The sequence below is a fragment of the Streptomyces europaeiscabiei genome (assembly GCF_036346855.1).
In the GTDB taxonomy this organism is placed as follows: Bacteria; Actinomycetota; Actinomycetes; order Streptomycetales; family Streptomycetaceae; genus Streptomyces; species Streptomyces europaeiscabiei.
On sequence record NZ_CP107841.1, the window covers coordinates 8,057,973 to 8,078,917 of the forward strand.

General features: G+C 69.8%; 15 protein-coding genes and 1 pseudogene. 8 read left to right on the forward strand and 8 right to left on the reverse strand.

Annotation, left to right across the window (positions count from 1 at the left end):
- The first annotated feature begins 255 nt into the window (after positions 1–255).
- The 4 genes from OG858_RS35110 (at position 256) to OG858_RS35125 (ending at position 6,194) form a co-directional block, all read left to right on the forward strand.
- Positions 256–1,047, forward strand: coding sequence for an ATP-binding cassette domain-containing protein (locus tag OG858_RS35110; protein ID WP_086748722.1), 792 nt, complete (start codon positions 256–258; stop codon positions 1,045–1,047).
- Positions 1,044–2,378, forward strand: coding sequence for a sugar ABC transporter permease (locus OG858_RS35115; protein WP_086748711.1), 1,335 nt, complete (start codon positions 1,044–1,046; stop codon positions 2,376–2,378). Before OG858_RS35110 ends, OG858_RS35115 begins: the two co-directional genes overlap by 4 nt.
- A 226-nt stretch (positions 2,379–2,604) precedes the next feature.
- Positions 2,605–4,524, forward strand: coding sequence for a 1-deoxy-D-xylulose-5-phosphate synthase (gene dxs / locus OG858_RS35120; protein ID WP_319064421.1), 1,920 nt, complete (start codon positions 2,605–2,607; stop codon positions 4,522–4,524).
- 146 nt (positions 4,525–4,670) lie between these two features.
- Positions 4,671–6,194, forward strand: coding sequence for an amino acid permease (locus OG858_RS35125; protein WP_086748709.1), 1,524 nt, complete (start codon positions 4,671–4,673; stop codon positions 6,192–6,194).
- Positions 6,195–6,311: 117 nt separating this feature from the next.
- Here the strand turns inward: OG858_RS35125 and OG858_RS35130 are convergent, their stop codons facing one another.
- Positions 6,312–6,686 (reverse strand): NTP pyrophosphohydrolase, encoded by a 375-nt coding sequence (locus tag OG858_RS35130; protein WP_319064422.1) that lies wholly within the window; start codon positions 6,684–6,686, stop codon positions 6,312–6,314.
- A gap of 147 nt (positions 6,687–6,833) precedes the next feature.
- Between OG858_RS35130 and OG858_RS35135 the strand changes: the two genes are divergently transcribed.
- Positions 6,834–7,955 (forward strand): hypothetical protein, encoded by a 1,122-nt coding sequence (locus OG858_RS35135; RefSeq protein WP_328544076.1) that lies wholly within the window; start codon positions 6,834–6,836, stop codon positions 7,953–7,955.
- A gap of 127 nt (positions 7,956–8,082) precedes the next feature.
- Here the strand turns inward: OG858_RS35135 and OG858_RS48285 are convergent.
- From OG858_RS48285 to OG858_RS35155, 5 genes and pseudogenes are all read right to left on the reverse strand, one after another.
- A pseudogene (locus OG858_RS48285) lies at positions 8,083–8,196 on the reverse strand (LCP family protein); the annotation flags it as partial.
- A 100-nt stretch (positions 8,197–8,296) separates the two neighbouring features.
- Positions 8,297–10,423 carry a 3-hydroxyacyl-CoA dehydrogenase NAD-binding domain-containing protein gene (locus OG858_RS35140; protein ID WP_086746621.1) on the reverse strand — a complete coding sequence of 709 codons (2,127 nt, stop codon included), beginning with the start codon at positions 10,421–10,423 and terminating at the stop codon, positions 8,297–8,299.
- Positions 10,420–11,646: a thiolase family protein gene (locus OG858_RS35145; protein ID WP_086746622.1), complete on the reverse strand. Its 1,227-nt coding sequence runs from the start codon at positions 11,644–11,646 to the stop codon at positions 10,420–10,422. Before OG858_RS35145 ends, OG858_RS35140 begins: the two co-directional genes overlap by 4 nt.
- A 226-nt stretch (positions 11,647–11,872) precedes the next feature.
- Positions 11,873–12,922: a LacI family DNA-binding transcriptional regulator gene (locus OG858_RS35150; RefSeq protein ID WP_328544075.1), complete on the reverse strand. Its 1,050-nt coding sequence runs from the start codon at positions 12,920–12,922 to the stop codon at positions 11,873–11,875.
- Positions 12,919–15,303 (reverse strand): glycoside hydrolase family 2 protein, encoded by a 2,385-nt coding sequence (locus OG858_RS35155; protein WP_328544074.1) that lies wholly within the window; start codon positions 15,301–15,303, stop codon positions 12,919–12,921. The genes OG858_RS35150 and OG858_RS35155 overlap by 4 nt, the downstream gene beginning before the upstream one ends.
- A gap of 161 nt (positions 15,304–15,464) precedes the next feature.
- Here OG858_RS35155 and OG858_RS35160 point away from each other — a divergent pair, with 161 nt between their 5' ends.
- Genes OG858_RS35160 through OG858_RS35170 form a run of 3 tightly spaced genes read left to right on the forward strand, consistent with a single transcriptional unit; the run spans position 15,465 to position 18,606 of the window.
- Positions 15,465–16,781: an ABC transporter substrate-binding protein gene (locus tag OG858_RS35160; RefSeq protein ID WP_086746849.1), complete on the forward strand. Its 1,317-nt coding sequence runs from the start codon at positions 15,465–15,467 to the stop codon at positions 16,779–16,781.
- Entirely contained in the window at positions 16,781–17,752 is a 972-nt protein-coding gene (locus tag OG858_RS35165) for a carbohydrate ABC transporter permease (RefSeq protein ID WP_319263827.1), read from the forward strand. Before OG858_RS35160 ends, OG858_RS35165 begins: the two co-directional genes overlap by 1 nt.
- Positions 17,749–18,606 (forward strand): carbohydrate ABC transporter permease, encoded by an 858-nt coding sequence (locus tag OG858_RS35170; protein WP_086746847.1) that lies wholly within the window; start codon positions 17,749–17,751, stop codon positions 18,604–18,606. The genes OG858_RS35165 and OG858_RS35170 overlap by 4 nt, the downstream gene beginning before the upstream one ends.
- A gap of 95 nt (positions 18,607–18,701) precedes the next feature.
- On the opposite strand, the gene OG858_RS35175 is transcribed toward OG858_RS35170, so the two are convergent.
- Together OG858_RS35175 and OG858_RS35180 are read right to left on the reverse strand one after the other, a co-directional pair.
- Positions 18,702–20,003 (reverse strand): ribonuclease D, encoded by a 1,302-nt coding sequence (locus OG858_RS35175; protein WP_319263823.1) that lies wholly within the window; start codon positions 20,001–20,003, stop codon positions 18,702–18,704.
- Between the two features lie 176 nt (positions 20,004–20,179).
- A complete protein-coding gene (locus OG858_RS35180; RefSeq protein ID WP_037701061.1) occupies positions 20,180–20,839 on the reverse strand; it encodes a helix-turn-helix transcriptional regulator in 660 nt (219 codons plus the stop codon).
- Positions 20,840–20,945 lie beyond the last annotated feature (106 nt).

The window sequence follows — 20,945 nt, forward strand, 5'->3', positions numbered from 1 at the left end:
CGGCGCCCGCCCCACCTTCAGACCCCGCTTCCGGGGCGGGCGCCGGATGGAACCGTGACGCTCCGCTGGCGGTGCCGGGAGGGCCGTCGGTCGCCCTTCCCGTCGTCGTGGCTGGTCGCGCAGTTCCCCGCGCCCCTTCAGGGCACGGGTGGGCACGGCGGATCTACGCATGTTCCCCTGTAAGTCTTGTGCGTCACGCACATTTCCGCGCCCGGTTACCGGCGCGGCATCCCCGCCGGTCAGGCGGCGAAGGAGATGGTTCACGTGTCCGCTACGCCCGTGCTGGCGTTGCGCGGAGTCTCCAAGCGATTCGGTGCGGTGCAGGCACTCACCGACGTCGATCTGGAGGTCCACGCCGGAGAAGTGGTCGCCCTGGTGGGCGACAACGGCGCAGGAAAGTCCACCCTGGTCAAGACGATCGCGGGTGTCCACCCCATCGATGAGGGCGTCATCGAGTGGCAGGGCGACCCGGTCCGGATCAACAAGCCGCACGACGCCCAGGGACTCGGCGTCGCGACGGTCTACCAGGACCTCGCGCTCTGCGACAACCTCGACGTCGTGGGCAACCTCTACCTCGGGCGCGAGCTGCTGCACCGGGGTGTCATCGACGAGGTGTCGATGGAGAAGAACTCCCGCGAGCTGCTCTCCACGCTCTCTATCCGGATCCCCAGCGTCCGTATCCCGATCGCGAGCCTCTCCGGCGGTCAGCGCCAGGTCGTCGCCATCGCCCGTGCCCTCATCGGCGACCCCAAGCTCGTCATCCTCGACGAGCCCACCGCCGCCCTCGGTGTCGAGCAGACCGCGCAGGTTCTCGACCTGGTCGAGCGGCTGCGCGAGCGCAACCTCGCCGTCATCCTCATCAGCCACAACATGGCCGATGTGAAGGCGGTCGCGGACACCGTCGCCGTCCTGCGGCTGGGCCGGAACAACGGTTCCTTCTCCGTGAAGGACACCAGTCACGAAGAGATCATCGCCGCGATCACGGGTGCCACGGACAACGCCGTGACCCGTCGTGCGGGGCGGCGCACCACGGAGGCGGCAAAGTGAGCGACACGTCCAAGACCGTGAAGAGCGATTCCGCACCGGACACCGGGGCCGAGGGTCAGACCACGGTCGCCCCCGCCGACGACCCCACGGCCGCGCCGGTCAGCGTCGTCGACCCGCGTCTGCTGGTCCGCGAAGAGGGTCTCAAGGGCTACGTCACCGAGTTCAAGCGCAAGGTGAAGGGCGGCGAGCTGGGCTCGCTGCCGGTGGCCATCGGGCTGATCGTCATCTGGACGATCTTCCAGCTGCAGAACGACCTCTTCCTGAGCGCCGAGAACCTCTCGGACATCAGCTACTTCCTATCGGCCACCGGCATGCTCTCCATCGGCCTGGTGTTCGTGCTGCTGCTCGGCGAGATCGACCTGTCCGTGGGTTCGGTCAGTGGTCTGGCCTCCACCCTGTTCGCCGTGCTCGCGGTGAACCAGGGCATGAACTCCTGGTTGGCACTGCTCCTCGCGATCGTCACCGGTCTCGCCATCGGCGCGCTGCACGGCTGGTTCTTCGCCAGGGTCGGCGTACCCGCGTTCGTCGTCACCCTGGCCGGCTTCCTCGGCTGGAACGGCGTGATGCTGTGGATGCTGGGTGACAGCGGCACGATCAACATCCCGTCGGACACGGGTCCGGTCCATCTGCTCGGCAAGAGCTCCTTCTTCATGGACCAGGCCATCATCGGCGCGTACATCCTGGCCGGCCTCGCTGTGGCGCTCTCGCTCGTCGGCAACGTCAACGAGCAGCGCCGTCGTCGAGCCGCGGGTGTGCCGTTCCGGCCGACCAGCGAGATCGTGCTGCGTGTCGGCGCGCTCGCCGTCGTGTCCTTCGTCGCTGCCGCCGTGCTCAACGACGCGGCCGGTGTCTCCAACGCGCTGGTGATCTTCCTGGCGGCGCTGGTGATCGTGGACTTCGTGCTGCGTCGTACAACCTACGGCCGTCAGGTGTTCGCGGTCGGCGGCGGCATCGAGGCAGCCCGCCGTGCGGGTATCAATGTGCCGATGGTCCGGATCACCGTGTTCGCCATCTCCGGTGGGTTCGCGGCGATCGGCGGCATGTTCTTCGCCGGTCAGACCGCGAGCGCGACGCTGTCCGCCGGTGGTGGCAACGTCCTGATGCTCGCGATCGCCGCAGCCGTCATCGGTGGCACCAGCCTCTTCGGCGGGCGGGGATCGGTGTGGTCCGCGCTGCTGGGCATGCTGGTCATCCAGTCGATCACGACGGGCCTCAACCTGCTGAACATGAACACCTCGATCCAGTACATGATCACGGGTGCGGTGCTGCTGGGCGCGGTCGTCATCGACTCCGTCAGCCGTCGAAGCCAGAAGGCGGCGGGCCGCGCGTAGCGGTCCGGCCCGGCGCCCTTCAGGGCGCGCATGTGCCCGGTGCCTGACAGGCACCGGGCACTTCTCCTTGTTGTCGGACGTTTCGTACGGGTACGTCTGCGCAGGATGGTTTACGGCCGTTTGCGTGACGTAGGAGTCGACCGCCCGGCGGTCGGCCGTGTGCGCGGAAGATTAGACTTCGACGAGCCCGGTAACGCTCGAACAGCACTATCGCAAGGAGGCACGGGTGCCGCTGCTGACCCGCATCAGGGGACCGCGCGATCTGGACCGGCTCAGTCTGGAGCAACTGGACCAGCTGGCGGAGGAGATCCGGACCTTCCTCGTCGAGGCGGTGTCGAAGACCGGCGGTCACCTCGGCCCGAACCTCGGCGTGGTCGAGCTCACCATCGCCCTGCACCGGGTCTTCGACTCGCCCAAGGACAAGGTGCTCTGGGACACGGGCCACCAGTCCTATGTCCACAAGCTGCTCACCGGTCGTCAGGACTTCTCCCGGCTGAAGATGAAGGGCGGCCTCTCCGGCTACCCCTCGCAGGCCGAGTCCGAGCACGACGTCATCGAGAACAGCCACGCCTCCACGGTGCTGGGCTGGGCCGACGGCCTCGCCAAGGCCAACCAGGTGCTGAAACGCGACGACCACGTGGTCGCGGTCATCGGCGACGGCGCCCTCACCGGCGGTATGGCCTGGGAGGCGCTCAACAACATCGCCGACGCCAAGGACCGGCCCCTGGTCATCGTCGTCAACGACAACGAGCGCTCCTACGCGCCGACCATCGGCGGCCTCGCCAACCACCTGGCCACCCTGCGGACCACGGACGGCTACGAGCGGTTCCTGGCCCGCGGCAAGGACCTGCTGGAGCGGACACCCGTCGTCGGCAGGCCGCTCTACGAGACGCTGCACGGCGCCAAGAAGGGGCTGAAGGACTTCATCGCCCCGCAGGGCATGTTCGAGGACCTCGGGCTCAAGTACGTCGGGCCGATCGACGGGCACGACATCGAGGCCCTGGAGTCCGCGCTCGCCCGTGGCAAGCGGTTCGGCGGGCCGGTCATCGTGCACTGCCTCACCGAGAAGGGCCGCGGATACCAGCCCGCTCTCCAGGACGAGGCGGACCGCTTCCACGCCGTCGGCAAGATCCACCCGGACACGGGTCTGCCGATCGCCTCCTCCGGCGCCGACTGGACCTCCGTCTTCGGCGAGGAGATGGTGAAGCTCGGCAAGGAGCGCGAGGACATCGTCGCCATCACGGCGGCCATGCTCCAGCCCGTCGGCCTCGACAAGTTCGCCAAGGCCTTCCCCGAGCGCGTGTACGACGTCGGCATCGCCGAGCAGCACGGCGCGGTGTCCGCGGCGGGCCTCGCCACGGGCGGTGTGCATCCTGTCTTCGCGGTGTACGCCACCTTCCTCAACCGTGCCTTCGACCAGGTCCTGATGGATGTCGCCCTCCACAAGTGCGGTGTGACCTTCGTGCTGGACCGGGCCGGCGTCACCGGCACCGACGGGGCCTCGCACAACGGCATGTGGGACATGTCGATCCTCCAGGTCGTACCGGGTCTCAGGCTCGCCGCGCCCCGTGACGCCGACCAGGTCCGCGCCCAGCTGCGCGAGGCCGTCGAGGTCACGGACGCGCCGACCGTGGTGCGCTTCTCCAAGGGCGCCGTCGGCCCCGCCGTACCCGCCCTGCGCCGCGTCGGCGGCATGGACGTGCTGCGTGAGCCGGGCACCGACACCCCGGACGTGCTCCTCGTCTCCGTCGGCGCCCTCGCGCCGATGTGCCTGGAGATCGCGGACCTGCTCGACAAGCAGGGCATCACCACGACCGTCGTCGACCCTCGCTGGGTCAAGCCGGTCGACGAGCACATGGCACCGCTCGCCGACAAGCACCGCGTGGTCGTCACCGTCGAGGACAACTCCCGCGTCGGCGGGGTCGGCTCGGCCGTCGCCCAGGCGCTGCGTGACGCCGGTGTCGACATTCCGCTGCGTGACTTCGGCATCCCGCCGCGCTTCCTCGACCACGCCACCCGCGCCGAGGTCCTGGCCGAGATCGGGCTCACCGCGCCCGACATCGCCCGCCAGGTCACCGGGCTGGTCTCCAAGATCGACGGCCGGTTCGGCGAGACCGCCGCCGAGGTGGAGCCCGCGCGCGACTGACCTGTCCGACCGGGCTGTTCGGGCCGGTTTCACCATCCTTTACGGTGGTGAGACCGGCCCATTCGCGTGAAACCGCTCGCGCCGGGGCATACGGAACACGCCCCCTCTCGATCATGTCGAGGACGACAAGCGTGGGAGGTACGCCTGTGAGCAGCACACTCTTTCGGACGAAGAAGGTCGAGCAGTCCATCCTCGATACCGAGGAACCAGAACACGCGCTCAAGAAATCCTTGTCCGCGCTGGATCTGACGGTCTTCGGCGTCGGTGTCATCATCGGCACCGGCATCTTCGTCCTCACCGGCACGGTGGCCAAGAACAACGCCGGTCCCGCCGTGGCCCTCGCCTTCGTCGTGGCCGGCGTCGTCTGCGCGCTCGCCGCCCTCTGTTACGCGGAGTTCGCGTCCACGGTCCCGGTCGCCGGGTCCGCGTACACCTTCTCGTACGCCTCCCTCGGAGAGCTGCCCGCCTGGATCATCGGCTGGGACCTGGTCCTGGAGTTCGCGCTGGGGACGGCGGTGGTGGCCGTCGGCTGGTCCGGCTACATCCATTCGCTGCTGGCCAACGCGGGCTGGGAGCTGCCGGCGGCGCTCAGCACGAGAGACGGGGCCGACGGCTTCGGCTTCGACATCCTCGCCGCCGCGCTCGTCCTGATCCTCACCGCCATCCTCGTGATCGGCACCAAGCTCTCCGCGCGCGTCACCTCCGTCGTCGTCGCCATCAAGGTGACGGTCGTCCTGACCGTGATCATCGCGGGCGCCTTCTTCATCGAGGGCGCCAACTACGACCCGTTCGTCCCGAAGGCAGAGGCGGTGCCCGCGGGCGACAGCCTCCAATCACCGCTCATCCAGCTGATGTTCGGCTGGGCGCCCTCCAACTTCGGTGTGATGGGCATCTTCACGGCCGCCTCCGTCGTCTTCTTCGCGTTCATCGGCTTCGACGTCGTCGCCACGGCCGCGGAGGAGACGAAGAACCCGCAGCGGGACATGCCCCGGGGCATCATCGGCTCCCTCGTCATCTGCACCACGCTGTACGTGGCGGTGTCGATCGTCGTCACCGGCATGCAGCACTACACGAAGCTGTCGGTGACCGCGCCGCTCGCCGACGCCTTCAAGGCCACCGGGCACCCGTGGTTCGCGGGCTTCATCAGCTTCGGCGCCGCCGTCGGCCTGACGACCGTGTGCATGATCCTGCTGCTCGGCCAGACCCGGGTGTTCTTCGCGATGAGCCGCGACGGGCTGCTGCCGCGCTTCTTCTCCCGCGTCCATCCCCGGTTCAAGACCCCGCACCGGCCGACCATCCTGCTCGGTGTGGTCATCGCGATCCTCGCGGGCTTCACCCCGCTGAGCGAGCTGGCCGAGCTGGTGAACATCGGCACGCTGTTCGCCTTCGTGGTCGTCGCGATCGGCGTGATCATCCTCCGCCGGACCCGCCCCGACCTGCCCCGGGCGTTCCGCACCCCCTGGGTGCCGTTCATCCCGATCCTGTCGGTGTGCGCCTCGCTGTGGCTGATGCTCAACCTGCCCACGGAGACCTGGCTCCGCTTCGCCGGCTGGATGTTCCTCGGCTTCCTCGTCTACTTCGTCTACGGCCGCTCGCACAGCCGCCTCGGCCGTCAGGAGGAGACCGGGCCGGGTGGGGCCCTCAAGCCTCCGGGACGCGGCAGCGAGTAGCCGCCGCCCCGCGACCGACCCGCCCCTCCGGCCCCGCACGTCCCGCGTCCGCGGACTGCGGGGCCGGAGCGCGCACCAGGGGTGCACCTTTGCCCCGCAGGGTGGGTCGAGGATCCTTCAGGACGCGCCGCGAACCGTTCGGGGCCCGGCTACCTCGGCACCCAACTCGCCGACCCTGCGCCGCAGTTCGCGGTCGGCGGTGACCACCAGGCAGGGGCGGTCATGGGCCTCTGCGGCGACGAGTTCCACGATGCGGTCGTCGCCGCTGCGGGGGGCCGCCTCGACCCGCACGCCCGGTACCGGTGCCACGCCGCGGGCGGCGCCCTCGACGACCATCACGAGTTCGACGGGCTCGTCCCGGCCGGGGACCCCGTCCCGGGCGAGCCGGTCGCGCAGGCGTTCCGCGGCGCCGCGTCGATCGCGCCACCAGCCGTCGGGCACGGAGCCGATGACGTTGGCGGCGTCGACGATCACGAGCAGGGGGTCGTCCATGGGGCCAGGGTCGCATGCCGGGCGGCCTACACCATGTGAGTGAAACGTTCATCCTATGATGGGGGGTCGCTCGGCCGTCCGCGTTCCCGTGCGAGAAGGCGGCGCCGGGGTGCCGCGCCGAGCGTCATGGAAGGGGCAGGTCTCGTCATGCGGACCAGATCCGGGCGCGCCGCTGCACAGGGTGCGACGGCCGACACCTCGACGAACGGCGGGGGCGAGCGGCTCAGGGCCGAGGCCACCCTTGCCGGTTCCTGGCTCGTCCTCGGCAAGGACGGCAGGCTCACCGCGTACGCCCGCGCGCGGACGGGCCTGCTGCGCTGGACGCAGGAGAAGCCCGGCGGCCCGCGGTGGACCGGTCCGGAGCTCTTCCCCGTGTCCGGTCTGACCGACCTCCACATCGTGCAGGGCGCGAACACCTACGTGCACTTCCTCGGCCGCCGCGAGGTCGTGAAGGCCGACGGTCCGCCCGCCGTGGACGTCGTGCACGCCATCCAGTACCAGACGGGCCGGCCCGTCACCGAGTGGCGTTCGCTGGGCAATCCGCACAAGGACCGGGCGAAGGCCGCGCGCTTCGGGACACCGACCGGGGGAGTGAGCGCCGACGGCAGTGTCCACGTCCTCGCGCGCAACGCGGGCGGCGGCGTCATGCTGCGCCGTGAGCTGACCGGCGGCAAGTGGAGTCCGTGGACCGATCTCAAGGGCAGCGGGGTGCAGGACCCGGTGACCGTGGTCGCGTACTCCTCCGGGCGGGTCGAGGCGATGGCCGGCGGCCGGGACGTCATCATGCGCTGGACGCAGGAGAAGCCCGGCGGCGACTTCGGCCAGGCGCCCACCATCCCGCTCGCGGTGGCCCGCGGCAGTGCGGTGGGCCTGGAGACCGGGCCCGACCGGGCCACGTACTACTGGACCGACCCGGCGACCGGAGGCATCGTCGCCCATCGCCCCGGAGGCCGGGTGATCCCGCTGGGCGGGGCACCGGCCGAGGACCCGGTCGCCGTGCTGCGGGCGCCGCTCGACGGGCACGACTGCACGGTGCTGGCCCATCGCGACGTCGAGGGGCAGGTCGTGCTCGCTGCGTGCGGTACGGAGAACGAGCAGGCCGGGGTGTGGTGGTCGCCGACGGGCGAACGTTGCGTGGGGGCGCCGGCGTTGGCGCGGGACGCGTACGGGCGGGTGGTGCTCGGGGCGGTCGGGGCCGATGGCGCGCTGCGGACGGCCCGGCAGAACGATGAGGCCGGCTTGGCCCTGGCGCCGTTCGTACGTGTCTGACGGCGGGGGCTTTCGGGTGCGATCAGGCTCGTACGGACCGCCTGCGCGTCCGCTGCTTCAGGCGGCCTCGCGGGTGCGGGTGGTACGTGGCTGGTCGCCCGGTTCCCCGCGCCCCTGACAGTGGCGCGGGGCCGGTCTTGTCGTACGCGACCGGGAGCATGATCGTGTCCATGGCGGCGGGGGCGACGCCGTTCGTGCTGCGGGTGAAGTCGGACAGCGCGGTGAGGGAGTCGAGTGCGGAGCGGACTCCGCGTCTGCCGCCTCCTTGAGGACTCTCCGGGCGGACAGGAGCAGAGGGCCCCCGCCCGAAAGCGGAGGCCCTCCTGATACCCGTACGACCGTTACGCGGGGACCGAAGCCACCCCGGCCTCCAGGAACTTCTTGCCGTTCACCCGCTCACTGACGCCCTCACGGTCCAGGTACGGCGTGATGCCGCCCAGGTGGAAGGGCCAGCCGGCGCCGGTGATCAGGCAGAGGTCGATGTCCTGCGCCTCGGCGACGACACCCTCGTCGAGCATGAGCCCGATCTCCTGGGCGACGGCGTCGAGGACACGGGCCCGCACCTGCTCCTCGGACAGGACGACGTCGCCCTGCTTGAGCAGCGCGGCGACCTCGGGGTCCAGCTCCGGCTTGCCGGAGTCGTAGACGTAGAAGCCGCGCTTGCCGGCCTTGACGACCGCGGCGAGGTTCGGGGACACCGTGAAGCGGTCCGGGAAGGCCCGGTTGAGGGTCTCCGAGACATGCAGACCGATGGCCGGGCCGACCAGCTCCAGGAGCACCAGCGGCGACATCGGCAGACCCAGCGGCTCGACCGCCTTCTCGGCGACCTCGACCGGCGTGCCCTCGTCGATGACGTTCTGGATCTCGCCCATGAAGCGGGTGAGGATGCGGTTCACGACGAACGCCGGGGCGTCCTTCACCAGCACCGCGGTCTTCTTCAGCTTCTTGGCGACACCGAAGGCCGTGGCAAGGGAGGCGTCGTCGGTCGCCTCGCCCCGGACGATCTCCAGCAGCGGCAGGATCGCGACCGGGTTGAAGAAGTGGAAGCCGACGACCCGCTCGGGGTTCTTCAGCTTCGACGCCATCTCGGTCACCGACAGCGAGGAGGTGTTGGTGGCGAGGATCGCGTGCGCCGGGGCGACCGCCTCGACCTCCGCGAACACCTGCTGCTTGACGCCGATCTCCTCGAACACGGCCTCGATGATGAAGTCCGCGTCCGCGAAGCCCTCGGCCTTGTCCAGGACACCGGTGACCAGGGCCTTGAGGCGGTTGGCCTTGTCCTGGTTGATACGGCCCTTGAGCAGCAGCTTGTCGATCTCGGCGTGGACGTAGCCCACACCCTTGTCGACGCGCTCCTGGTCGATGTCGGTCAGTACGACCGGCACCTCCAGGCGGCGCAGGAAGAGCAGTGCGAGCTGGGAGGCCATCAGACCGGCGCCGACGACACCGACCTTGGTGACCGGACGGGCCAGCGACTTGTCCGGGGCGCCGGCGGGGCGCTTGCCGCGCTTCTGCACCAGGTTGAAGGCGTAGATGCCGGAGCGCAGCTCGCCACCCATGATCAGGTCGGCGAGGGCGACGTCCTCGGCGTCGAAGCCCTGCTGGAGGTCGCCGTTCTTCGCGGCCTCGATGATGTCCAGCGCGCGGTAGGCGGCCGGGGCCGCCCCGTGCACCTTGCTGTCCGCGATGAACCGGCCCTTGGCGACGGCCTGGTCCCAGGCCTCACCGCGGTCGATGACGGGACGCTCGACCGTGACGTCGCCCTTGAGGACGTTCGCCGTCCAGATCAGCGACTGCTCCAGGAAGTCGGCGCCCTCGAAGATCGCGTCCGCGATGCCGAGGTCGAAGACCTGCTGGCCCTTGAGCTGCTTGTTCTGGTTGAGGCTGTTCTCGATGATCACCGAGACGGCCTTGTCGGCGCCGATCAGGTTCGGCAGCAGCGCACAGCCGCCCCAGCCCGGGACCAGCCCGAGGAAGACCTCGGGGAGGGAGAACGCCGGGATGGCCTTGGAGACGGTCCGGTACGCGCAGTGCAGACCGACCTCGACGCCACCGCCCATCGCGGCACCGTTGTAGTACGCGAAGGTCGGGACGGCGAGCGCGGACAGCCGCTTGAAGACCTCGTGGCCGCCCTTGCCGATGGCGAGCGCGTCGTCGTGGTTCTTCAGCAGCTCGACGCCCTTGAGGTCGGCGCCGACCGCGAAGATGAACGGCTTGCCGGTGACACCGACACCGACGATCTCGCCGGCCGAGGCCTCCTTCTCGACCTGGTCGAGGGCGGTGCTCAGGTTCGCCAGCGACGCCGGGCCGAAGGTGGTCGGCTTGGTGTGGTCGAAACCGTTGTCCAGCGTGATGAGCGCGAAGCGCCCGGCGCCGAACGGCAGGTCGAGGTGGCGTACGTGCGCGGACGTCACGACCTCGTCGGGGAACAGCTCGGCCGCGCCCTTGAGGAGTTCGGTGGTGCTCACTTGTCGCCTCCGGCGTCCTTGTGGTGCGGGTTCTCCCAGATGACCGTCGCGCCCATGCCGAAGCCGACGCACATGGTGGTGAGGCCGTAGCGGACCTCGGGCTGCTCCTCGAACTGACGGGCCAGCTGCGTCATGAGACGCACACCCGAGGAGGCCAGCGGGTGACCGAAGGCGATGGCGCCGCCGTACTGGTTGACGCGCGCGTCGTCGTCGGCGATGCCGTAGTGCTCCAGGAAGGCCAGCACCTGCACGGCGAAGGCCTCGTTGATCTCGAAGAGGCCGATGTCGTCGATGGACAGGCCGGCCTGGGCGAGCGCCTTCTCCGTCGCCGGGATCGGGCCGTAGCCCATGACCTCCGGCTCGACACCCGCGAAGGAGTACGAGACGAGACGCATCTTGACCGGGAGGTTGTTCTCGCGGGCGAAGTCCTCGGAGGCGATGAGCGAGGCGGTCGCGCCGTCGTTCAGCCCGGCCGCGTTACCGGCGGTGACCCGCCCGTGCACCCGGAACGGGGTCTTCAGCCCGGTCAGGTTCTCCAGGGTCGTGCCGGGGCGCATCGGCTCGTCGGCGGTGACCAGGCCCCAGCCCGTCTCGCCGGCCTCGGCGTTGGTGCGGCGGACCGAGATCGGCACCAGGTCGGCCTGGATCTTGCCGTTGGCGTACGCCTTGGCGGCCTTCTCCTGCGAGCGCACGGCGTACTCGTCGGCGCGCTGCTTGGTGATCGTCGGGTACCGGTCGTGCAGGTTCTCGGCGGTCATGCCCATGAACAGGGCGGACTCGTCGACCAGCTTCTCGCTGACGAACCGGGGGTTCGGGTCGACACCCTCACCCATCGGGTGGCGGCCCATGTGCTCGACACCACCGGCGATGGCGATGTCGTACGCGCCGAAGGCGACGGAACCGGCGACCGAGGTGACGGCGGTCAGGGCGCCGGCGCACATGCGGTCGATGGAGTAACCGGGGACCGACTGCGGCAGACCGGCGAGGATGCCCGCGGTGCGGCCGATGGTGAGCCCCTGGTCACCGATCTGCGTGGTCGCGGCGATGGCGACCTCGTCGATCTTCGCGGGCTCCAGACCGGGGTTGCGGCGCAGCAGCTCCCGGATCGCCTTCACGACGAGGTCGTCGGCGCGGGTCTCGTGGTAGATGCCCTTCGGGCCCGCCTTGCCGAACGGGGTGCGGACGCCGTCGACGAAGACGACATCCTTGACGGTACGAGGCACGATGGCTCTCCTCCAGAGGTGCGGGACGGCACTGCTGCGATGCGCAACCGCTGAGCGGGCGCTCAGCCCCCATGCTACTTACGAGTAACAGTGCTGCACACCCCTGGGGAGGGGAGCGGCGAACGTCACATGGGTTCCACGGGTTACCGCCGGTTACGTGTAGCCATCCTAGGGGCGCGGGGAACCGCGCGACCAGCCACGACGCACCCGCGGCCCCGTACGGCGATCAGGGGGCGGGTGCGGTGGACCCCCGGGGAACCAGCACGGGCGTGGCCACCGGATGAGAAGCCCCGTCCCCGGCGATCACATCGAACAACGTCCGGGCCACATCCGCCCCGAACCCATGCACGTCATGACTCATCGCGGACAGGGTCGGCCGAGTGAGCCGGCAGAGCTGCGAATCGTCCCAGGCCAACAACGACACGTCCTCCGGCACCCGCACCCCCATCTCCGCGGCCACCGACAACCCCGCCACCGCCATGATGTCGTTGTCGTAGACGATCGCCGTGGGGCGGTCACCTCCCGCCCCGGTCAGCAGCGACCGCGTCGCCCGAGCCCCCGCCTCCCCGGAGAAGTCGGTCGCCACCTGCCGGGCCCCGGCCAGCCGCAGCTCCCGCGCCACCCGATCGAACGCCGCCGTCCGGATCGCCGTGTGCCCCAGCGCGGCCGCGCCCCCCACCCGCGCGATCCGCCGATGCCCGAGCGCCGCCAGATACCGCACCGCCTCCGTCACGGCGGTCATGTCGTCCGTCCACACGGACGTGAGCCCCCCGGTCAGCGACGGATGCCCGACGGCCACCACCGGCATCCCCAGCCGCCCCACCGCGGCCACTCTCGGATCGTCCGCGCGGAAATCGACGAGGATCGACCCACTGACCTGCCGCCCCCGCCACCACGCGTCCTGGAGCCCCACCTCCTCCTCCAGGTTCCGCACCAGCCGCAGCAGCAGCGAGCAGGACCGCTCGGTCAGCACGCTCTCCACCCCGGAGATGAACTCCATGTAGAAGGGTTCGAGCCCCAGCAGCCTCGCCGGCCGGCAGACCGCCAGCCCCACCACGTCCACCCGCTGACTCGACAGCGACCGCGCCGCCAGATTCGGCGCCCACCCCAGCTCGCGCGCCGCCGCGAAGATCCTCTCCCGCGTGGCGTCGGCCAGCCCCGGCTTCCGGTTGAACGCGAGCGACACCGCCCCCTTGGACACCCCGGCACGCGCGGCGACGTCCTTGATGGTCACGCGCGGGGCCGGGGGCGGGGGTGGGGTCGGTGAGGCACTCATCGCGCGGGCTCCACGCAGTACAGAGCCCGCCGTACGTCCTCCACGCCCGGCACGTCCTCCCACCCCCGCACCCCGATGGTCACCCGCTCACCCGGCAACAGCGTGACCAGCCCCGTGTCCGCCCGAGCCGCCGTCCCCAGCCGGTCCGCCTGGAGCAGCAGGTCCCGCACCAGCGTCCGAGCCGACACGGTCACCGAACCCGGACCCACCTCGACGTCGAACTCCGGCTGTGGATACGGCACTTCACGATCCGGCACCGGAAAGTACACCGCCCGCAGTCCATCCCCGTCGGCCACCAGGAACTCCTTCGCCTCCACGGGTTCCACCTCATGCGGCACCCGTACCCCGGCGACCGTACGCGCGGATGCGGACACGCTCACCGTCACCTCGGCGACGACCACCCCCTGAACGGACATCCGCCGCAACCGCACGCCCGCCGGGTCCCACGCCTTCCCCGCCTGATTGACGGCGGCCAACACCAGTCCCTCGTCCCGTACTTGCAGCGTCAGCAGCCGGTCCGCGTACAGCCGCCGCAGCTCGTGGTAGAGCGGCTTCTCCCTGCCGTCCCCGTCGATCGCCGCCCAGGAGGTCACCGGCCAGCAGTCGTTGAGCTGCCAGACGATCGTGCCCGCGCACACCGGCCAGTGCGATCGCCAGTGCTCGATCCCGGCGGCGATCGCCCGCGCCTGGTTGACCTGCGTCAGATAGTGCCAGCGGTCGAAGTCCCCCTCGGGCAGAGCGAAATGACGCGCGAGCCCCCGCGCCAGCTTCCCGTTCCCATCCTCCGCCTTCTGGTGGTGCAGCATGCCCGGCGAGTCCGGGGCGAGAACCTCACCCGGCAGCGCCCGCCGCAAGGTCGCGTACGCGGGCGGCGCCTGCCATCCGAACTCGGCGACGAAACGGGGCACGTTCGCCCGGTACTCCGCGTAGTCCTCCCGGTTCCACACCTCCCAGGAGTGGTGCGTGCCGTGCGCGGGGTCGTTCGGATGGCGTTCCCACGACCCCGACCAGGGACTGCCCGCCGTGTACGGCCGCGTCGGGTCCGACTCCGCGACGACACGCGGCAGCAGCCCCAGGTAGTACCCCTCACCCCACGACTCCCCGGCGAGCCGCTCCTCCCAGCCCCAGTCCCTGAACCCCCACAGGTTCTCGTTGTTGCCGTTCCACAGCACCAGCGACGGATGCGGCATCAGCCGTACGACGTTCTCCCGCGCCTCGGCCTCCACCTCGCCCCGCAGCGGCTGTTCCTCCGGGTAGGCCGCGCACGCGAACGGGAAGTCCTGCCAGACCAGCAGCCCCAGCTCGTCGCAGACGTCGTAGAAGTCCTCGCTCTCGTAGATCCCGCCGCCCCAGATCCGTACGAGGTCGACACCTGCCTCGGCCGCCCGCGTGAGCCGCGCGCGATACCGCCCGGGAGTGATCCGCGAGGGAAACACGTCGTCCGGGATCCAGTTCACCCCGCGCGCGAACAGCCGCTCACCGTTGACGACGAGGGTGAACCCGGTGCCGTGCTCATCGGCGCTCCGGTCCAGCTCCACGGACCGGAACCCGACCCGCCGCCGCCACAGATCGAGCACGTCGCCCTCGCTGTGCAGGGTCAACTCGACCTGGTACAAGGGCTGTTCGCCATAACCGCGCGGCCACCACAGCTCCACGCCCGGCACTTCCAGCCGTACGACCCCGCTCGTCCCCTCGACCTCCGCGACCGCGCCGACACCCCCCACCCGGGCCTCCAGCCGCAGCCCCGTCTCCCCGGCCGCCCGTTCCACGTCGACGAGCAGTTCCACGTGCCCGGTCGTGCCGTCGACGGTCACCAGCGGACGTACCCGGGCGATACGAGCCGTCGACCACCTCTCCAGCCGGACGGGTCGCCAGATCCCGGCCGTCACGAGCGTCGGCCCCCAGTCCCAGCCGAAGGAGCAGGCCATCTTGCGGATGTACTGGAAGGGTTCGGGATAGGCGTTGGGCCGGTCGCCGAGCCGTTCGCGCACGGCCTCGGCCTCGGCGTACGCGGAGGCGAAGCGCACGGACAGCCGGCCGCTCATGCCGGTGATGTCGAAACGGTACGAGCGGTGCATGTTCCGTACGGAGCCGAGGAGCCGGCCGTCGAGCCGGATCTCGGCGGCCGTGTCGAGCCCGTCGAAGACCAGATCGGTCCGGTCGTGCCCGTCGGCCGCGTCGACGCCCGGCAGGTCGACCTCGTACGTCCACTCCCGGCGCCCCACCCAGGCCACCTCGGCCTCGTTCCGCCCGAGAAAGGGGTTCGGGATCAGCCCCGCCGCCAGCAGGTCGGTGTGCACGCATCCGGGCACGACGGCGGCGAGCGGGCCTTGCTCGTGCCGCAGGATCCAGCCCTCGGTGAGCGGTGTGGCCTCCAGCATGCGCACTCCCTAAACCGGTCCAGTTCGAGTCACCGACAGCATGGCGAAATCTTTCGACAGCCTTGGCGGAATTGGGACTTTACCGGTTCAGTAAACGGCTGTCAGAGTGCCGAACCAGCCAACCCACTCGTGCTCGTCCGTCCCGAACGGAGCTGGTGCACATGAACCATCGGAAGACGCTCACCGGAACACTGCTGGCGGCCGCGCTGCTCGCGTCGGGCTGCACCGGCAGCGGAGGAAGTTCGAAAGGGGCCGACGCCGGAGCGGCTGACGATCCGTCAAAGGTCTCCGGGACCATCACGGTCCTCACCCACCGGACGGACATCGTGCAGGACGGCACGATGAAGAAGTACGCCGACGCGTTCAACAAGACCTATCCGAAGGTGAAGGTCAAGTTCGACGGGATCACCGACTACGAGGCCGAAGTCAAGATCCGTATGAACACGGAGAACTACGGCGACGTCCTCATGATCCCGGCCGTCATCCAGAAGAACGACTACCCCAAGTTCTTCGCTTCCCTGGGCACCCAGAAGGAGCTGAGCGAGAAGTACCGCTTCACCGGCTTCACCGCGGTCGACGGCAAGGTCTACGGCCAGAGCCCCATGGGCGCGACCCCCGGCTTCCTCTACAACAAGAGGATCTGGGCCGAGGCCGGCGTCACCGACTGGCCCACCACCCCGGCGGAGTTCCTCACCGCGCTGAAGGCCATCAAGTCCAGGACCGACGCCGTCCCGTACTACACCAACTTCGCCGCCCAGTGGCCGCTGACCCAGTGGACGTACATCAACGGCTCGGTCAGCTGCGACACCGGGGCCACCACCGCGCTCGCCGAGGGCAACCCCTGGGGCGAGGACGGCGAACTGCGCGTGGGCGACCGGCTGTTGTACGACATCGTGGACCAGGGCCTGATCGAGAAGGACCCGGCCACCACGAACTGGGAGAACTCCAAGCCCCGGTTGGCGAAGGGCGAGATCGCCACGGCGTGGCTCGGCAGCTGGGCGGTCACCCAGTTCCGGCAGGCGGCCGAGAAGGCCGGAGCCGACCCCGACGACATCGGCTTCATGCCGTTCCCCGCCCGGGTCGACGGCAAGGCCTGCGCGACCGCCAACCCCGACTACAACCAGGCCGTCAACATCCACTCCGAGCACAAGGAGGCGGCCCGCGCCTGGATCGACTGGTTCACCGACAAGTCGGGCTACGCGGCGGACAACCTCTCGATCTCGACACTCAAGGACGCCCCGCTGCCCGAGGTGCTCAAGCCGTACGAGGAGCAGGGCGTCGAACTGATCGAACTCGACGACACCGCGGGCGGCACGGTCAAGGACATCGACAGCGCCTCCGAGGTCGGAATCTACGGCCCCGCCTACCGCCAGGAGCTGATCGACCTCGCCCGCGGCGCCAAGGACGGTGACGTCGACGACTTCCTCGCCGACCTCGGCAAGCGCTGGACCGAGGCTCAGAAGACCGTGGGTTCCTGATGCCCCACACGCGTACGACGCACCCCTCGCACGCGGTGAAGAAGGTGGCGCGGCCCTCGACGGCCGCGCCGCCGGCCCCCACGCCCCGGCGCGCCCCACGCAAGGTGCGCCTGTGGCGGAAGCTCACCCCCTGGCTCTTCCTGGCCGCCCCGCTGGCCCTGCTGATCGCCTTCACGTACGCCCCGGTCGCCAACATGCTGGCGTACAGCTTCACCGACTGGGACGGTGTCAGCCCCGAACTGAGCTACATCGGCGCCGACAACTACGTCGAGATCTTCACGCGTCCCGAGCTGTTCCAGGTGTTCTTCGTCAGCGGCTACTACCTGGCCGCGTCGGCCGTGCAGATCGTGGTCGCCCTCTACTTCGCGACGGTCCTGAGCTTCAACATCCGCTTCCGGAACCTCTTCAAGGGCCTTCTCTTCTTCCCGTACCTGATCAACGGCGTCGCGATCGGCTTCGTCTTCCTCTACTTCTTCCAGGACGGCGGCACCCTCGACTCGGTCCTGGCGCTCTTCGGCCACGAGTCCGACCGCGCCTGGCTCTCCACCTCGACGTCCGCGAACGTCTCCCTCGCGAGCGTCTCCGTCTGGCGCTACATGGGCCTGAACTTCGTGCTCTTCCTCGGCGCGATCCAGTCGATCCCGGGGGAGCTGTACGAGGCCGCCGAACTCGACGGGGCCAACCGCTGGCACCAGTTCCGGTACATCATCGCGCCCGGTATCCGCCCGGTCCTGAGCCTGAGCGTGATCCTCTCGATCTCCGGTTCCCTGTCGGTCTTCGAGATCCCGTACATCATGACGGGCGGCGCCACCGGCACCGAGACCTTCGTGATCCAGACGGTCAAGCTCGCCTTCCAGTTCAACAAGACGGGCCTCGCGTCCGCCGCCGCGGTCGTCCTGCTGCTGATCATCCTGGCGGTGACGTGGCTGCAACGCCGACTGGTCCCCGACGACAGGGTGGACCTCGTATGACGACGGTGACGACCTCAGCCCCGGTGGCGCGCAGGCGAGCAGCCCGTACGCTCACCTATCTCTCCCTGGTCGGCGCTTCGGTCGTGGTCCTGCTGCCGCTCGTGGTGGTCCTGCTGACCTCGCTCAAGACGGAGCGGCAGATGGCGGACGACAGCGGCGCCCTCACGATGCCCGACAGCTTCCTGAACCTCGGGAACTACGCGACGGCCTTCCGCGACGGCGAGATGCTCACCGCCTTCGGCAACACGGCGTTCATCCTCTTCTTCGCCGTCTCCGGTACGGTCCTCATCGGCTCGATGGCGGCCTACGCGATCGACCGCTTCACCTTCCGCTTCCGGAAACTGGTCGTCGCCCTCTTCCTGGTCGCGACCCTCGTCCCCGGCGTCACCACCCAGGTCGCGACCTTCCAGATCGTCGACAGCTTCGGCATGTTCGACACCCTCTGGGCCCCGATCGCCCTCTACATGGGCACCGACATCGTCTCGATCTACATCTTCCTGCAGTTCGTGCGATCGATCCCGATCTCCCTGGACGAGTCGGCCCGCCTGGACGGCGCCAACGCCTTCACGATCTACCGGAAGATCATCTTCCCGCTCCTGAAACCCGCCATCGCCACGGTCGTCATCGTCAAGGGGATCACCGTCTACAACGACTTCTACATCCCCTTCCTCTACATGCCCTCCGACGACCTGGGCGTGATCTCCACGTCCTTGTTCCGCTTCAAGGGCCCCTTCGGCGCCCACTGGGAAACGATCTCGGCGGGAGCGGTGCTGGTGATCCTGCCGACGCTGATCGCCTTCCTGGCCCTGCAGAGGTTCATCTACAACGGCTTCATGCGGGGCGCGACGAAGTAACCGCCGGGTACGGCAGGCTTCTCAGGGGCGCGGGGAACTGCGCGATCAACCATGACGCACCCGTGCCCGCCCGGGCACGGACACCGCTACGGCGCTCAGGCCTCCTTGGCCTTGACCACCGCGGACATCGCCCCCACCAACACGGGGGTCACCAGTTCCACCTGCCATGCCCGCGCCCCGTACCCCGCCAGCGCCGTACTGACGGATTCCGCGTCCAGGGCCTTCGGCGGCTCCCAGCACAGCCGTCGAACCGTGTCCGGGGTGATCAGGTTCTCCTGGGGCATGTTGATCTGTTCGGCGAGCGCGCTCACCCCGGCCCGAGCCGCGGACAGGCGCGCGGCAGCCGCCGGATCCTTGTCGGCCCAGGCCTTCGGCGGGGGCGGCCCGGTCACGGGCTGCCCGTGCGCCGGCAGCGCCGAGTCCGGCAGCGCCCTCGCCCGGTCCACGGCGGCCTGCCACTGTTCCAGCTGCCGCCGCCCCATCCGATGCCCGTACCCGTTCAACGCGGCCAGCGCAGTCGCGTCGGCCGGCAGGGCCAGGGACGCCTCGACGATCGCCGCGTCGCTCAGCACCTTGCCCGGCGACACGTCCCGCCGCTGCGCGATCCGGTCCCGCGCCTCCCACATCTCCCGGACGACCGCCATCTGCCGCCGGCGCCGCACCTTGTGCATCCCGGACGTACGCCGCCAGGGATCCTTGCGGGGCTCGGCGGGCGGCGCGGAGGCGATCGCGTCGAACTCCTGCCGCGCCCACTCCAGCTTCCCCTGCCGGTCCAGCTCCTTCTCCAGGGCGTCCCGCAGGTCCACGAGGAGCTCCACGTCGAGCGCGGCGTACCGCAGCCACGGCTCGGGCAGCGGGCGCGTGGACCAGTCGACCGCGGAGTGGCCCTTCTCGAGGACGTAGCCGAGAACACCCTCGACCATCGCGCCGAGGCCGACTCGGGGGAACCCGGCGAGCCGGCCGGCCAGCTCGGTGTCGAAGATCCGGGTCGGGACCATGTCTATCTCGCGCAGACAGGGCAGATCCTGGGTCGCGGCGTGGAGCACCCACTCCACGCCGGAGAGCGCCTCGCCGAGGCCGGAGAGGTCGGGGCAGGCGACGGGGTCGATGAGCGCGGTGCCCGCGCCCTCGCGGCGCAGCTGCACCAGATAGGCCCGCTGGCCGTAGCGGTAGCCGGACGCGCGTTCGGCGTCCACGGCGACGGGGCCGGAGCCGGCGGCGAAGGCGGCGATCACCGCGGCGAGCGCGGACTCGTCGGCGATCACGGCCGGAATGCCGTCCCGCGGCTCCAGTAGAGGGATCGGCGCCCCCGCTTCAGAAGATCCGCCGTCGTCCGGAGGGGCGCCTCCGGTGGTTCGCAGGGTCCTGTCTGCTGCGGTCTCTTGGGCGTCGGTCACCTGTCAAGGGTATCTGTGTATGGACATGGCCCGCCGACGGAACGTTCCGCCGACGGGCCATCCAGGGGCGTAAACCAGTCACGTGTCACACGTGTCAGTGAATGTTCCCGGCGAACCGGGATAGGCCGGACATCAATGAACGATCCCGGCCTCTTCCTCTCTCGGTGTCCTTGGCGTCAGTGGATGATCCCGGTGCGCAGGGCCACCGCCACCATGCCGGCGCGGTCGCCGGTGCCGAGCTTGCGCGCGATTCGGGCCAAGTGGCTCTTGACCGTGAGCGCGGACAGGCCCATGGAGACGCCGATCGCCTTGTTCGACTGTCCCTCCGCGACCAGGCGCAGCACCTCGACCTCGCGGCCCGACAGCTCCCGGTAGCCGCCCGGGTGGCTCGGGGCTCCCGGGGGGCGGCGGTGCATACGGGCGGCGGAGCCGATGGGGGCGGCACCAGGGCGGGAGGGCAGCCCGATGTTGGTGCGGGTGCCGGTGACGACGTATCCCTTCACGCCGCCCGCGAGGGCGTTGCGTACGGCACCGATGTCGTCGGCGGCGGAGAGGGCGAGGCCGTTGGGCCACCCCGCCGCGCGGGTCTCGGAGAGGAGGGTCAGGCCGGAACCGTCCGGCAGGTGGACGTCTGCGACGCAGATGTCACGCGGGTTGCCGACACGGGGCCGGGCCTCGGCGATGGACGAGGCCTCGATGACATCGCGGACCCCGAGGGCCCACAGATGCCGGGTGACGGTGGACCTGACCCGTGGATCGGCGACCACCACCATCGCGGTCGGCTTGTTCGGACGGTAGGCGACCAGGCTTGCGGGCTGCTCGAGGAGAACGGACACCAGGCCTCCGGGGTACGGGACGGGGGCGGGCTCGCCGGCTCGTGGGGTCGAAGCCGGGACGAACCGTGCTTTCAAGGTCACAGAGGTCTTCGGCATCAAACCTCTG

Bases quoted from the DNA above. Each gene is read 5' to 3' on its own strand.
- OG858_RS35130 (WP_319064422.1), bottom strand. From the start codon at position 6,686: ATGGACGACCCCCTGCTCGTGATCGTCGACGCCGCCAACGTCATCGGC.
- OG858_RS35170 (WP_086746847.1), top strand. From the start codon at position 17,749: ATGACGACGGTGACGACCTCAGCCCCGGTGGCGCGCAGGCGAGCAGCC.
- OG858_RS35160 (WP_086746849.1), top strand. From the start codon at position 15,465: ATGAACCATCGGAAGACGCTCACCGGAACACTGCTGGCGGCCGCGCTG.
- OG858_RS35135 (WP_328544076.1), top strand. From the start codon at position 6,834: ATGCGGACCAGATCCGGGCGCGCCGCTGCACAGGGTGCGACGGCCGAC.
- OG858_RS35165 (WP_319263827.1), top strand. From the start codon at position 16,781: ATGCCCCACACGCGTACGACGCACCCCTCGCACGCGGTGAAGAAGGTG.
- OG858_RS35110 (WP_086748722.1), top strand. From the start codon at position 256: ATGGTTCACGTGTCCGCTACGCCCGTGCTGGCGTTGCGCGGAGTCTCC.
- OG858_RS35150 (WP_328544075.1), bottom strand. From the start codon at position 12,922: ATGAGTGCCTCACCGACCCCACCCCCGCCCCCGGCCCCGCGCGTGACC.
- OG858_RS35155 (WP_328544074.1), bottom strand. From the start codon at position 15,303: ATGCTGGAGGCCACACCGCTCACCGAGGGCTGGATCCTGCGGCACGAG.